Origin of the sequence: Pseudobacillus sp. FSL P4-0506 (genome assembly GCF_038003025.1) — a bacterium.
Lineage (GTDB): Bacteria > Bacillota > Bacilli > Bacillales > Domibacillaceae > Pseudobacillus.
This window is the reverse complement of the sequence record NZ_JBBOOI010000001.1, coordinates 1,956,996-1,970,273: the sequence shown is the minus strand read 5'-3', so window position 1 is coordinate 1,970,273 and position 13,278 is coordinate 1,956,996. Positions and strand designations below refer to the sequence as shown.

Sequence of the window (13,278 nt, the reverse complement as noted above, 5' to 3'; positions counted from 1 at the left end):
TTATTCAGAAAAGCCCAAATAAAGACCACCCGCCGATAATAAACAAGCTGCTGCGAGAAAAGCAAGCTGCATCATTGGCTTTTTCTTTGTTGGAAAATGAACGGCACCAGTAGCTAGAAAGCCGCCGATTAAACCACCAATGTGTCCAGCGTTATCAATTCCTGATGCTGAAAAGCCAAAGATGAGATTGATTAAAATAATGACAATGATACTCGTGCCCATTGTTCGAAAAAATAGGCGCGGATAAATGACACCAAAGTAAAGAAGAGCTCCAAAGCAGCCAAAGATGGCTCCGCTCGCACCGGCTGACAAATTAGAATTCATCACAAAGCTGGCTAGCGTGCCCATGAACCCTGAAAATAAATAAATGAAAAGAAAGCGAGATCGTCCATATATCTGTTCTACAGCTGTTCCAAGAAAATATAAAGCAAAGGTATTCATCAGCAAATGCAAGAAGCCTATATGTAAAAAGATAGGAGTAAAGAAACGCCACCACTCTCCGTCAAGAATGAGCGGGTTGAACTTCGCTCCAAAACGGATTAGGTTTTCTGAATTGGTGCTGCCTCCGGTTAGCTCTAACAAAAAAAACACGATAACTTGAGCGGCAATAAATATATAGGAAAAGAACGGCGTAGAAAAATGAAAGACCTTTTTATCTTCCTCGCTCCTTTTCACCGAATGAACAAGAGCGGCCCTTTTATAGGCAACGGTTTCTTCCTCAGAACCCGGCTCAAAGAAAGCGGGCTCTAACCCTCCGGGAAATAAGCGGCTAAATGAGTCTGCTGCTTCAAGCATCTGTCCCTGAGCAAACAAGACCGATGTAACTTTTGTCCGTTTTCCTTTTGGAAAGTAAACGGGTTCTTTTAAATAAGATTCGTATTCGTCAACTGGCGGATAGAGAGATAAATACAAATTGACTACTGTTAGCTCCCGCTTGCCCAACTGCTTTCTAATGCTTTCTCCCATAGCTGCTACTTGTTCTATATCACGGCGCATTCTGCTGCCCCAGTCCAGGTCACTATATATCATTCGAATAAACTGTGCCGGCTTATTAGATAAGTTTTCAAATAACATTTCCTGACGATTTTCATCCACTTGAACAATTTGATAATCTTGTTCTACAACCAGGAAATATGCCAGCTTCCAAAACAAGTTATTTTCATAAGAACCCATTTCATCACTGCCTTTATTCGTTTTCTTTTACAGTAACTATAACGAATGGAAAAAGCGAATGTAAAGCGTAGACTACTTGGCTTCCGATTCACAAACAATGACTTCTTCTTCCGCAATGATCTGTTGTACTGGTAAGTCATGAGGTTCTCTTGGAAGTTGCTCCATCAATTGCTGAGAGAAAGCAAGTGCCACAGTGCTTCCATTATATCCTGCTAGGAAGCGGTCATAATAGCCCCCTCCAAAACCGAGACGGCTGCCAGATCGGCAAAAAGCAAGACCCGGTACAATAATCAGATCCATCTGCGAGCGCTCTACCAGCTGATTACAAGAAGGAATAGGTTCGTACAGACCAAAATAAACCATTTCTAATTCAGTAAATGATGTCAGCTTGTAAAAGTTCAACTTTTTCTCCGCTGGTATACACTTTGGCACCACCATCCTTTTTCCTTCCAGCCAGCCTTGTCGAATAATTTGCCATGTATCTACTTCCGGCGCATTAGAAACCGTCACTGCTACTGTCTTCGCTTCCTTCCATTCCTTTAAAGAAAACAATCGACGGGCAATTTGAAAAGACAATTGTTCATAGGCAAGCCTGTCTAACTTCGACAGTTCTTCTTTTACTCGCTGCCTTACCATTTGTTTATTCATCAAGGGTCCGCCTCCATTCTTTAGGTGATCGGCTTTTTATGTACAAAAAAACAGCAGGAAATAAATCCCCGCTGCTTACTTTGTTTCACGGTGTGCAGTAACACGTTTTTCTCTAGAACAATATTTTTTCAGTTCAAGACGATCAGGATTGTTACGCTTGTTTTTAGTAGAGATATAATTACGATCACCGCACTCAGTGCATGCTAAAGTGATATTTACGCGCATCTTTTTTTCCCTCCAAACTTTTCAATACAATTGTATCTTCTTTACGACTTTTCTATAATAGCACTTTTCTTCTATAAATGCTAGTCTGACTTTACTATTCAGCAGTGTAATAAAAAATTCTTCATGAGTCCGAAACAAAGACGTCCTGCACAATAAATAACTGGTTTGAATGTACCTTTATTCACGTTATAATAAGCAATGAGGTGAATAAAAATGGATGGACTAATCATTGGGCTGGCTGTAGCAGGCATCGGCTTTCTTTTGTTATCTTTTTTCCTGAAAGATCGCTCGCGCCTGCTTGAAAAAGAAGTAGAAGACTTGTCTATGCAATTTTTGCAAGAGACCTATCAATTAAAGAAAAAGATAAAAGTCCTTGAAGAAGAGCTGTTAATCGGAACGCCTGCCACCTCTTTTCAAGAAACAGCCTCCACTAGCGAAACGACTGTTGGCATAAACGAAATTTTGAAAAATCAAGTCATCTCCCTCTACTATCAAGGAGCTAAAATGGAAGAGATCTCCAGGCAATCCTCCCTGACTCTTTCACAAGTCCGGCAGATTTTAGCCCCGTATAGGAATGAAGGGAAAGGATGATAGCATGAATAAGCAAACCATGAGAGCCTTTGCGTTCGGCCTTCTTGCCTCCGCTCTTGCCTTACTCATTTACAGGGAAGCAGCTGGTTCATCATCATTGTCCGAGAAAGAAATGGTCCAAAGTCTTGAAAAAAAACAATATGTCGTATGGACCGCAAAAGAAGCGGCACAGCAAAAGCAAGAAAAAGAACAACTTGAGCAGAAATTAAACCAGGTAACTTCAGGAAATAATACGGGTAAGAAAGCAACAGAACAGGCAAAAAAAGAAAGCACAAGCCGTAAAAAAAACTATACCTTACGCATTGAATCCGGCATGTCCTCTTCAGAAGTCGGCCGAATTCTAAAAAAAGCCGGAATAGTAGAAGACAGTGGAAAATTCAACGATTATTTAACTGAAAATGGCTATGCGGAAAAACTTCAAGTCGGTGAACATACGGTTCACCCCTCAATGTCAATGAAAGAAATAGCTGTTGTTTTAACAACCAAGTAAGGGCTGCCCCTCAAAGGGGCAGCCCTTACTTTCTTCATTGCCTAACAACAGCGCTTTTCCCTCATGTATTTCAGGAAAGGAGATTAGCTTATCAGGCACTTAGCCGAACCGTCCTGTAATATAGTCTTCTGTGCGGTTATCTTTTGGATGGTTAAAAATAGCATACGTGTCATCATATTCGATTACTTCTCCATTAAGGAAGAAAGCTGTCTTATCAGAAATCCGCGAAGCCTGCTGCATATTATGCGTGACAATAATAATAGAATACTTTTCCTTTAACTCCTGGATCAGTTCTTCTACTTTTAAAGTAGAAACCGGGTCAAGCGCCGAAGTCGGCTCATCCATTAATAAAACGTCCGGTTCTAGCGCAAGGCTGCGGGCAATACAAAGACGCTGCTGCTGACCGCCGGATAAACCGTAAGCAGATTCGTGAAGCCTGTCTTTTACTTCATCCCAGATGGCTGCCTGGCGCAAGCTCTTTTCGACCGTTTCATGAATAATTTGTTTATTTTTGATTCCATGAATCCTTAATCCAAAAGCAATATTCTCAAAAATTGATTTTGGAAACGGATTTGGTTTTTGAAACACCATGCCCACTCTCGTACGCAATTCTTCAACATGAAAGTCCTTGCTAAAAATGTTTCTTCCTCGATATTCAATGGCTCCGGATGTTCTAACATTGGGAACGAGGTCAACCATGCGGTTTAATGTTTTAATATAAGTTGACTTTCCACATCCTGAAGGACCAATAATGGCTGTTACTTCTCTTTCTTTCATATCAAGATTAATATTTTTTAATGCATGATGATTCCCATACCAGAGATTGCATTTTTTTGTACTATAAACGGTTTGACGCTCAACAGGTGCTTGTTCTTTGATTCTCTTCTCTTTTGTTTTAAAGGCGACTAGTGCCATCTTGTTTCCTCCTCATTCATTTTAACTATCTATTTAGCGCTTATTCTCATAACGGTTGCGGATCCACACAGCGATCGAATTCATTAGAATCAAAATAACCAGCAAGACGATAATCCCGGCAGCTGCAAGGAAGTGAAACTCCTCCTGCGGTCTGCTCGTCCAGTTATAAATCTGCATAGGCAAAGCCGTAAACTGGTCAAACACATTTTTGGGTAGAAACGCAACAAATGCGGGAATGCCGATAACAACTAACGGAGCCGTTTCTCCAATCGCGCGAGAGAAAGCAAGGATACTTCCGGTTAGAATACCTGCGATAGCAGAAGGCAAGACCACTCGCAAAATCGTTTGCCACTTCGTAGCCCCAAGTCCGTAGGATGCTTCTCTTAATTCTTTTGGCACTGCCCGGATCGCTTCCTGAGAAGCAACGATGATAACAGGAAGAATGAGCAAGCTCATTGTTAAGCCTGCTGCCAGGACACTGTTTCCAAAAAAGAGAATTCGCACAAAGATCGTTAATCCCAATAAACCAAAAACAACAGAAGGCACGCCAGCCAAATTGGAAATATTCATTTGAATAAAACGGGTTAATCGATTTTTACTCGCATATTCCTCCAAATAAATAGCTGTACCAACACCAAGCAACAAAGAAACAGGCACAACGACGGCCATCATCCACACTGTGCCAATTAAAGCAGCTTTTATGCCTGCCTGCTCAGGTCGTCTGGAAGCAAAGTTTTGCAAGAAGTCCCATGAAAGGTGGGAAGCCCCCTGCGAAAAAATTTGTGCAAGCAGCACAATTAATAGAATGAAAGTAAAAAAGGCAGCAAAGAAAAACAAGCCTTTATATAATTTATTCTTTAAGAGACGAATCGGAATTTTTTCAACCATCTCATCTGTGCGTATATTTTTTTGTACATTCTCCATTAATATTCCTCCCTGAACCTTCTGGAAATTCTCTGTGCCAGCATGTTCATAGCGAGTGTAAAAAGAAACAGCGTAAAGCCGACTGCATAAATGCTGTAATAAATAGTTGTGCCAAATCCGGCGTCACCCGTGCTGACTTGAACAATGTAAGAGGTCATGGTTTGTAGCGAAGTCGTCAAATCCAGTGAAGCCGTTGGTGTCGAACCTCCTGCAATAGAAACGATCATCGTCTCACCAATGGCACGGGAGACAGCCAGTACAATGGATGCGATAATTCCTGATAATGCTGCGGGAAAAGCAACCCGCCAAGTCATTTCCCACTTGGTCGCTCCGAGTGCTAAAGCCCCTTGGCGCACTGATTCGGGGACGGAGGAAAGGGCATCTTCTGAAAGCGATACAATCATCGGAATAATCATCATACCAACTACCATCCCTGGGCTGACGGCATTGAACATTTCCAATGAAGGAAACATAGATCGCAGCAATGGAGTAACAAATGTTAATGCAAAGAACCCGTAGACAATTGTCGGTACTCCTGCCAGCACCTCTAATGTCGGCTTCATTACCTTTCTAACTCTTTCTGACGCATATTCACTTAAATAAATAGCAACAGCAAGACCGATGGGAACAGCTGTTAAGGAAGCAATTAAAGTAATTTTCAATGTACCTATAAATAAAGGCAGAATTCCGTATGTTGCATCAGTCTTAGAGAATGGATACCATTCTTTTGCTGTTAAAAACTCAGCTAATGGTATTTGCTTAAAAAAGGTAAACGTTTCAACAATTAAGGTCAGGACAATTCCGATTGTGGTGACAACAGAGACAGCCGCCATTAAAAAGAGAAGAACTGGAATCACTTTTTCGCTCTTGCTCAGAAAGCCATTTTGATATTTTTTCTCAAGCAGGCTCTGGACTGGGCTCTTTCGTTCGTTATTCGCTTTCAAGATGAAAACTCCTTTCAACCTTGCACAAGCGGGTAGAGCTTCTCTATCCCGCTTGTGCTTTCAACTGTTCTCGGATTATTTTTTTAAACCTTCTAGTGTTTCTAAGCCTTTTTTATACTCTTCTTCTGGAAGCTTGACATAGCCAACTTCTTCCGATAATGTGCCTGCATTCTCAATCGTGAACTTCAAATAATCATAAACTGCTTTATCTTCTGCAACTGCCTTGTTAGCAGCATATGTGAATAATGGTCTGGATAATGGAGCATATTCGCCGCTTTCAATTGTTTCGTTTGTCGGCTCCACTGCACCTTTTCCAGCGTCAATCGGAACAACTTTCAACTTGTCTTTGTTTTCTAAGTAGTAAGCATATCCAAAATACCCAATCCCGCTCTTCTCTCCTGTTACTCCTTGTACAAGCACATTGTCGTCTTCAGACAATACCGCTGATTTGTCGATCTGCGCACCATCGAGAATCACTTCATCAAAGTAATCATACGTACCAGAGTCTGTACCCGGAGAGTAAAGTTTGATTTCTTCATCTGGCCATCCTTTGCGAATATCAGACCATTTTTTTGGTTTGCCGTTATCAACCCAAATCTTTTGTAATTCCTCGATTGTCAGGTTGTCCACCCAATCATTATCTTTATTTACAACGACGGAAAGACCGTCATAAGCCAATTTAAATTCTGTAAAGTCTATTCCTTTCTCCTCTAATGCTGCCTTTTCTTCATCTTTAATCGGACGAGATGCGTTGCTCATTTGTGTTTCACCAGCAATCAACTTTTCAAACCCGCCGCCTGTACCCGAGTAACCAACAGTTACTTTTACGTCTGGCTGTTCCATCATATATTCTTCAGAAACAGCTTCCATGATTGGGAAAACAGTAGAGGAGCCGTCAATTTGTATGTTTCCTTGCATTTGTTTATTTTCTTCTGCTGATTGTTCAGCATTTCCCTCACCGCCTGTGCTGTTGCATGCTCCCAGCACGAGCGCTGTGCTCATCATTGCTAAACCTGTCAACACTTTTATCTTTTTCATTCCGTTCTCCCCCTACCAACTTGTAAGTTTTTGTTGTTCTTTACAGTAATCAGATTATCTGAAAACTGTTAAACGGGTTTTAATAGAATGTTAACGTTTTGTAAATCGTCATTATTCAACAATAAAGATACAAATGATGAATACAAAAATAGCTTAATAACAAGTCGTTTACACCATGGGTACTTACTTTTCTCCAAATAAAAAACACCTCCAGCTGCCAGATCTGTCTGACAATTGGAGGTGCCTTTTGTAGATATAACAGGATTTTATTCTTCTTCCACTTCGCCATCTTCTTCATCTTTTGAGCGAACGTCCTTTTCAACAACGACAGCGGACGTTTCTTCTTTTGCTTTTTGCTCTTTTAATTCAAAATATTTATCAAGCACTTTTCGGCCAATAATATAATTGATTGATGATGAGCTGCCACCGCTTTGATAAGCCCATGGCACAACAACGGCAAAAGCCACTTCTGGCTTATCATAAGGTGCATAACCTACAAGGTTGATATTCCAGGTCATCGGCAACGGCTGTCCATTTTCTAAATATTGCTCTCGCTTCGGACCATCATATTGTCCTTCTGCCGTTCCTGATTTGCCAGCCGGACTATATGGAGCACTAGAGAAATACTTTTTACCTGTTCCTTGTGAACCACTCATTACCATTCGAAAACCTTCTTGCACATGCTTAATTTCACTTGAACTTGCATCTAGGCGATTAAGTACTTCCGGCTGGATCTCTTCTGTAACCGGACCAATCTTGCCTGTTTCTGCTGTTGGCTGACGAATTTCTTTCACAATATGCGGCTTCATGCGATAACCACCATTCGCAATGGTAGAAACATACTGGGCGAGTTGCAATGGTGTATACGTATCAAATTGACCAATTGCATAGTCAAGGGCCAGACCAGGCTGCGTTATCTCTCCCTGAAAACCAATTTGTTCATTTGGTAAATCGATGCCGGTGCGCACCCCAAGGCCAAACTGGCTGAAATAACGGCGCATTGTCGGTACAGTATCCGGGTCAATTCTTAACGGACCATTCGGACGATATTTCGCACCGCCAATTTTCATGGCCGTCTTAAACATATACACATTGGAAGAGCGCATCAACGCATATTGATCACTAATCCCCATAGCGCCACCCCGGTTAAACCAGGAACTTTTTGTCTTGCCTCCTGATCCTGCAAATCGTAAAGGCTCGTCAACAATATATTCTCCCGGATGAATAGCCCCAGTCATATATCCCGTTAGAACGGTTGCTCCTTTAACGACAGAGCCCATCGTATAAGAAGTGGTAAGGTTTCCTAGTGCAAAATCAAGCATTTCTGCTTTTCCTTTATTCACTTCATACTTTTTCCCGGAAAGAGCTAATATTTCCCCAGTGTTCGGATCCATTACTGTAACAAAAACCCTATCCAGAAGCGGATGGCCTCCCTGTCTCTTCGCCTTTCCTAATTCTTCTTCGATGATTTTATCTACAGCAACTTGCAAGTCCATATCAATGGTTAAGATTAAATCGTTCCCGCGCTGTCCTTTCCGAACGATCTCAGAATCAAGAATGTTCCCAGATTTGTCTGTTACATTTTTTACTTTAGTCTTCTGGCCCCGAAGTACTTCTTCATATTGATACTCAATATAACTTTTACCCACGCGATCATTTCGGCTATAATCCCTGGAAAGATAAAAATCGACCATCTCTCTTGGCAGACCTTCACGGGAAGAAGAAATATTTCCAAGTACTGTTTTGAGCGTCTCATCATAAGAGTATGCTCGGTCCCAGTCAGTTGTTGTATTCACTCCTGGAAGAGATGCCAAGTTCTCACTAACGATTGCATACTCCTCTTCCGTTACATTTTTATTTTTAACAACTTGTGGAGTCATCGCATAACCAGAAGTAAACTCACGATAAATGGCAAGCACTTCTAAATCTTCGTTTGTTAATGTCTTTAAATCTTTATCCGTAATCCGGTCAAGTTGCATTTGATAAAGTTTTTTTGATGAAATTTCGTTTTGGTTGGCCTTTTCCCACTCTTTTTTGGTAATTTTCTTCTTTGCCTTTTCCTCATTTTTGATAAGCCAGTAATCTTTTTTATCCCGTTCAGTCACTTGATCCGTCTCTTTGTCAATCAGCTTCGCGAGTTTTTTTGCTGTTTTCAGCATTTCCTCTTGTGAAGCCCCTTTTTTACGCGTATAGGTGATGGCATTTTGCGGAACATTATCCACCACAATCTGGCCATTGCGATCAAAGATTTTCCCACGCGGTACACTTGCATTTACTGTCACGTCTTCTGTTCGCTCAATTTTCCGCTGATAATCTTCCCCCTGGACAATTTGCACAATCCCCAGTCTGAAAATTAAGATCGAAAAAAGCAAAAAGACAACAAAAAACATCATGTTCATCCGAAAAGGAACATGTGTCTTCTTCTTTCTCTTTGTTTTTTTCACCATTACATTATCCTCTCTCTTAAAAATCTATTATTCTCTTTTTCCATTTTAAACAACTTCTTGTTTTTTTTCTACATCCAAGCCTAAAAAGAGACTTGGGTTAATTAACCAAGTCTCTAACAGTCTGCATATTCACTTTTCTAATGCATAGATAAATCAAACTATGTCCGGCTCCGAGAATGACGAGCAACACCGGAATACTTTCTCTTTCATCAAACAGTGTGATGGCCACGATAAAAGACAAAATGGAAACAATGCGACCAACATTAATAAATACTTCCCTGACCACGATGTACTCTACCCTTCTTTCTGCGGCCTCTCTGCTTCGGCCTATTACGTCGTAGGTCATGGACAAGTAAGGTACAAGCAAAAATGGATAAGCGATAGCGATAATCGCCGCATAAATCAGCAGCCTAGTGAACGTTATATCCACTATAATGAGAAACAGCGACAGAAAAAGCACAATTCCGCCCGCAAAAATCACTTTTTTCCGATACTGTTTCTTTACTAATTTAACGGCCAGTGAATAACTGAAGAAGGAAACGCCAGAGTAAACTAATCCATACGTGCCAAGAGCGAGTTCACTTCCAGTTGTAACGAAAACAAAGACTGAAATAACGAAGACAAACACCCCTTCTCTCAATCCTTGAAAAAAGTGGGCATTCAGCACTCGTTTCCAATCCGGATGACGGTCTCTTTCTTTCCAAACTTCCAGCAGCTGAAAGCGGCCGCTTGAAGGGCGACGCTTTAATAGTAAACTCAATAAAACAGCGATAAAAAAACAGCCAAGAGAAGCGCCAAAGATAATGAAATACCCGGTATTAGAAGCAAAACGGCTGATGATAAAACCGGCTACTATCGGGCCAATCATTCCGCCCATTGAAAGTAAAGAACCGAAAAAGCCATTAAAAAAATCTCTCGTTTCCGGTTCTGTAATTTCAAATGTCAACACGTTGTAAGCAAGCCAGTAGAACCCATAACCGACACCGAGCAGCGCGCCAAGCAGTATGATCCAATCCGATGCTTGGTTGCCGATAAACAGCACGGCTACATAAAAGAAGCCGAGAAATAACACACCCATTCTTAATACAACGACACGGTCTACTTTTTTTGCACACTGGCCGGCAGCAATATAAGACAACAATTCAAAGATCACTGCCGCCAAATTATAAACAGCCAAATCGATAAACTGGCCAGACTGCCTCCATAAAAAAATATTTACAAACGTATTGGACAACGCCACACTCAGGGAATATAAGCCGCCAATAAGCAGCAGCAGTCCAAGATCCTTTGACAGCGCTAAGTGGCGGAATCTCTTTCGAATGATCGACAAGATGCATCCCCCTTTCCCTTTATAGCGTTTGGAGAAAAGGAGAAAGTTATTCAAAAAAAGCGAACCGAAAAAATCGGTTCGCTTCATAATTATTTCGCTTCTTTATAACGCTTAGCTACCTCATCCCAGTTAACAACATTCCAGAAAGCGTTGATGTAATCTGGACGACGGTTTTGGTAATTTAAGTAGTATGCATGCTCCCAAACGTCTAAACCAAGGATTGGAGTTTTCCCTTCCATGATTGGAGAATCTTGGTTTGGTGTGCTTGTTACTTCTAATTCGCCGTTGTTAACAACAAGCCATGCCCATCCAGAACCAAAGCGGCCTGCAGCTGCAGCAGCGAATTCTTCTTTAAACTTGTCAAGGCTGCCGAATTTGCTGCTAATGGCATCAGCTAATTCGCCAGTTGGCTCTCCGCCACCATTTGGAGATAGAAGTTGCCAGAATAAAGAGTGATTCGCATGGCCGCCGCCATTATTGCGTACTGCAGTGCGCACACTTTCTGGAACAGCATCTAAGTTAGCGATTACTTCTTCCACTGACTTGTTTGCTAATTCATCTTGTCCTTCAAGAGCTTTGTTTAAATTTGTAACATATGTGTTGTGGTGTTTCGTATGGTGGATATTCATTGTTTCCTTGTCAATATGAGGCTCCAATGCATCATATGCGTAAGGTAATTCAGGTAATTGAAATGCCATAATAAATTCCTCCCTATGTAATATTTGTTTCGCAGACTTCAACTATAAGATTAACAAAAGTGAAAGCGCTAATCAATAATAAAGCTTATCGGATTTAAAGAAAAAACAGTCGTGCTTTCTGTAACACCCTTTCAGAAAGACGACCGCTTATTATTATCATCAACTTTCTTTATACATCCCTAAGGCCAAGGATCGCCTCTGCAATATTAACGGCATGATCACCCATTCGTTCAAGATTGCTAATGATATCAACAAATACAATGCCAGCTTGTCCTGTGCAGAGCCCTTCATTCATGCGTAAAATATGCTGTTTGCGCAGCTTTCTTTCCATTTTATCAATTAACTCTTCTTTTTGAGTTACTTCTTTAGCCAAATTCAAGTCGTTTTCATCTAACGCTTTAATTGCCTTGTTGACAGCTGCAATTGTTAATAAGAACATTTCTTCTAAATCGGCCATTGCCTGATCGGTAATTTTTACTTTATTTGCCTGTTGGTAATCAATCAGCTCAATAATATTTTCACAATGGTCACCAATTCGCTCAATGTCACGTACGGCATCGATTAATGTATTATGCTTCTCCAACTCGGCTTCTGACAGTGAGGTACCTGACAAATGGATTAAATAATCTGTAATTTTTTTATCTAAATTATTTAAAGCATCCTCCACCTGGGTTGCCATATCAGCGTGCTTTTGATTTTTTGTTTTTAAATACGTATGCACTTCTTCCATTCCTTTAACAGCAAACTGCCCCATGCGGATGACTTCCTCCTTTGCCTGGCCTAGCGCAATGGAAGGAGATTGCTCAATAAAGATAGGATCAAGGTGCTTCGCTTTATATTCAATGACTGTATCTTCACCTGGTATAAGCTTTGTCACAATTATTGCAAGTACACCAACGAAAGGAAGCTGAATTAACGTATTTGTCACGTTAAATGTACCATGAGCAAAGGCGATCACCATCTTCGGCTCTAAATTCAAGGTACTTGTTAAATAAAGGATAAACTGTGTAAATAAAGGAAGAATAATTAAAAAGATGATCGTTCCAATAATATTAAATAATACGTGGGTAGCAGCCGCTCGTCTTGCCGCTACAGAAGCGCCAATTGAAGCTAAGACGGCTGTGATCGTCGTACCAATATTGTCTCCGAAAAGAACCGGTAAGGCTGCGTCCAAATCCAACAGATTCTCTGCAAACAACCCCTGTAAGATTCCAATAGTAGCACTTGAACTTTGAACGATAACGGTAAATATGGTTCCGACTACTACACCTAAGATAGGACTCGAACTCATGTTAACGGTCAAATCATGGAACGTATCTAACGAACGCAGTGGTTTCATTCCATCACTCATTAGCTCCAAGCCAAAAAATAATGAACCGAATCCGAAAAGAATCATTCCTATGTTGTGCAGCTTTTTACTTTTGAAGAAGAAGATAAATACAGCCCCAAGCGCTAAAATAGGCAGGGAATAGGCCCCGACGTCAATACCAATAATAAAGGCGGTTACTGTCGTGCCAATATTAGCTCCCATGATCACTCCGATTGCCTGCCTTAGCGTCATAAAACCAGCACTCACCAATCCGACCGTGATCACGGTAGTCGCAGAACTGCTCTGGATTAAGACCGTAACAAGAATTCCTGCCAAAACTCCCATGAGCGGATTGGTTGTAAACCGGTCAAGAATGTCGCGCAAACGATCTCCTGCTGACTGCTGTAGTCCATCCCCCATTAACTTTATCCCATATAAAAATATACCGAGTCCCCCCAGAAACTGGAATATCATTTCTTGGACGTTAATCCCCATCTTTTCAACTCCTAATTAGATGAATTCGACAAAACTTGCAATCCTCTACAA

The 13,278-nt window shown here is 41.1% G+C and carries 13 protein-coding genes; 2 read left to right on the top strand and 11 right to left on the bottom strand.

Translation table 11 applies throughout. The features are described 5' to 3' along the window. From MKZ02_RS09680 to rpmG, 3 genes are all read right to left on the bottom strand, one after another. Entirely contained in the window at window positions 1–1,173 is a 1,173-nt protein-coding gene (locus tag MKZ02_RS09680; RefSeq protein WP_340853319.1) for a rhomboid family intramembrane serine protease, read from the bottom strand. A 72-nt stretch (window positions 1,174–1,245) separates the two neighbouring features. Further along, window positions 1,246–1,821, bottom strand: coding sequence for a 5-formyltetrahydrofolate cyclo-ligase (locus MKZ02_RS09675; protein WP_340853317.1), 576 nt, complete (start codon window positions 1,819–1,821; stop codon window positions 1,246–1,248). A 75-nt stretch (window positions 1,822–1,896) separates the two neighbouring features. Continuing rightward, a complete protein-coding gene (rpmG, locus tag MKZ02_RS09670; RefSeq protein WP_077247170.1) occupies window positions 1,897–2,046 on the bottom strand; it encodes a 50S ribosomal protein L33 in 150 nt (49 codons plus the stop codon). Window positions 2,047–2,259: 213 nt separating this feature from the next. Here rpmG and MKZ02_RS09665 point away from each other — a divergent pair, with 213 nt between their 5' ends. Together MKZ02_RS09665 and MKZ02_RS09660 are read left to right on the top strand one after the other, a co-directional pair. After that, window positions 2,260–2,637, top strand: coding sequence for a hypothetical protein (locus MKZ02_RS09665; RefSeq protein WP_120033006.1), 378 nt, complete (start codon window positions 2,260–2,262; stop codon window positions 2,635–2,637). Window positions 2,638–2,641: 4 nt separating this feature from the next. Next, on the top strand, window positions 2,642–3,127 hold the full coding sequence (locus MKZ02_RS09660; RefSeq protein ID WP_340853305.1) for a hypothetical protein: 486 nt from the start codon (window positions 2,642–2,644) through the stop codon (window positions 3,125–3,127). Window positions 3,128–3,226: 99 nt separating this feature from the next. Here the strand turns inward: MKZ02_RS09660 and pstB are convergent, their stop codons facing one another. The 8 genes from pstB to MKZ02_RS09620 all read right to left on the bottom strand — a co-directional run bounded on the left by pstB (window position 3,227) and on the right by MKZ02_RS09620 (window position 13,227). Further along, window positions 3,227–4,042, bottom strand: coding sequence for a phosphate ABC transporter ATP-binding protein PstB (gene pstB / locus MKZ02_RS09655; RefSeq protein ID WP_120033012.1), 816 nt, complete (start codon window positions 4,040–4,042; stop codon window positions 3,227–3,229). A 33-nt stretch (window positions 4,043–4,075) separates the two neighbouring features. Next, window positions 4,076–4,966: a phosphate ABC transporter permease PstA gene (pstA, locus tag MKZ02_RS09650; protein WP_340853302.1), complete on the bottom strand. Its 891-nt coding sequence runs from the start codon at window positions 4,964–4,966 to the stop codon at window positions 4,076–4,078. Further along, complete coding sequence (pstC, locus tag MKZ02_RS09645; protein WP_120033018.1) at window positions 4,966–5,910, bottom strand: phosphate ABC transporter permease subunit PstC; 945 nt, start codon at window positions 5,908–5,910, stop codon at window positions 4,966–4,968. The genes pstA and pstC overlap by 1 nt, the downstream gene beginning before the upstream one ends. 75 nt (window positions 5,911–5,985) lie before the next feature. Continuing rightward, complete coding sequence (locus MKZ02_RS09640; protein ID WP_120033021.1) at window positions 5,986–6,948, bottom strand: PstS family phosphate ABC transporter substrate-binding protein; 963 nt, start codon at window positions 6,946–6,948, stop codon at window positions 5,986–5,988. A 266-nt stretch (window positions 6,949–7,214) separates the two neighbouring features. Beyond that, window positions 7,215–9,395 (bottom strand): peptidoglycan D,D-transpeptidase FtsI family protein, encoded by a 2,181-nt coding sequence (locus MKZ02_RS09635; protein WP_120033025.1) that lies wholly within the window; start codon window positions 9,393–9,395, stop codon window positions 7,215–7,217. 97 nt (window positions 9,396–9,492) lie between these two features. Then, the gene (locus tag MKZ02_RS09630; RefSeq protein WP_445324327.1) at window positions 9,493–10,725 is read right to left on the bottom strand and encodes an MFS transporter; all 1,233 of its coding nucleotides are present in this window, start codon (window positions 10,723–10,725) and stop codon (window positions 9,493–9,495) included. Window positions 10,726–10,814: 89 nt separating this feature from the next. Next, window positions 10,815–11,423: a superoxide dismutase SodA gene (gene sodA, locus MKZ02_RS09625; protein ID WP_120033031.1), complete on the bottom strand. Its 609-nt coding sequence runs from the start codon at window positions 11,421–11,423 to the stop codon at window positions 10,815–10,817. Between the two features lie 169 nt (window positions 11,424–11,592). Then, complete coding sequence (locus tag MKZ02_RS09620; RefSeq protein WP_340853295.1) at window positions 11,593–13,227, bottom strand: Na/Pi cotransporter family protein; 1,635 nt, start codon at window positions 13,225–13,227, stop codon at window positions 11,593–11,595. Window positions 13,228–13,278: the final 51 nt, after the last annotated feature.

Bases quoted from the DNA above. Each gene is read 5' to 3' on its own strand.
- rpmG (WP_077247170.1), bottom strand. From the start codon at position 2,046: ATGCGCGTAAATATCACTTTAGCATGCACTGAGTGCGGTGATCGTAAT.
- pstB (WP_120033012.1), bottom strand. From the start codon at position 4,042: ATGGCACTAGTCGCCTTTAAAACAAAAGAGAAGAGAATCAAAGAACAA.
- MKZ02_RS09640 (WP_120033021.1), bottom strand. From the start codon at position 6,948: ATGAAAAAGATAAAAGTGTTGACAGGTTTAGCAATGATGAGCACAGCG.
- pstA (WP_340853302.1), bottom strand. From the start codon at position 4,966: ATGGAGAATGTACAAAAAAATATACGCACAGATGAGATGGTTGAAAAA.
- MKZ02_RS09635 (WP_120033025.1), bottom strand. From the start codon at position 9,395: ATGGTGAAAAAAACAAAGAGAAAGAAGAAGACACATGTTCCTTTTCGG.
- MKZ02_RS09620 (WP_340853295.1), bottom strand. From the start codon at position 13,227: ATGGGGATTAACGTCCAAGAAATGATATTCCAGTTTCTGGGGGGACTC.
- sodA (WP_120033031.1), bottom strand. From the start codon at position 11,423: ATGGCATTTCAATTACCTGAATTACCTTACGCATATGATGCATTGGAG.
- MKZ02_RS09675 (WP_340853317.1), bottom strand. From the start codon at position 1,821: ATGAATAAACAAATGGTAAGGCAGCGAGTAAAAGAAGAACTGTCGAAG.
- MKZ02_RS09665 (WP_120033006.1), top strand. From the start codon at position 2,260: ATGGATGGACTAATCATTGGGCTGGCTGTAGCAGGCATCGGCTTTCTT.
- MKZ02_RS09680 (WP_340853319.1), bottom strand. From the start codon at position 1,173: ATGGGTTCTTATGAAAATAACTTGTTTTGGAAGCTGGCATATTTCCTG.
- MKZ02_RS09660 (WP_340853305.1), top strand. From the start codon at position 2,642: ATGAATAAGCAAACCATGAGAGCCTTTGCGTTCGGCCTTCTTGCCTCC.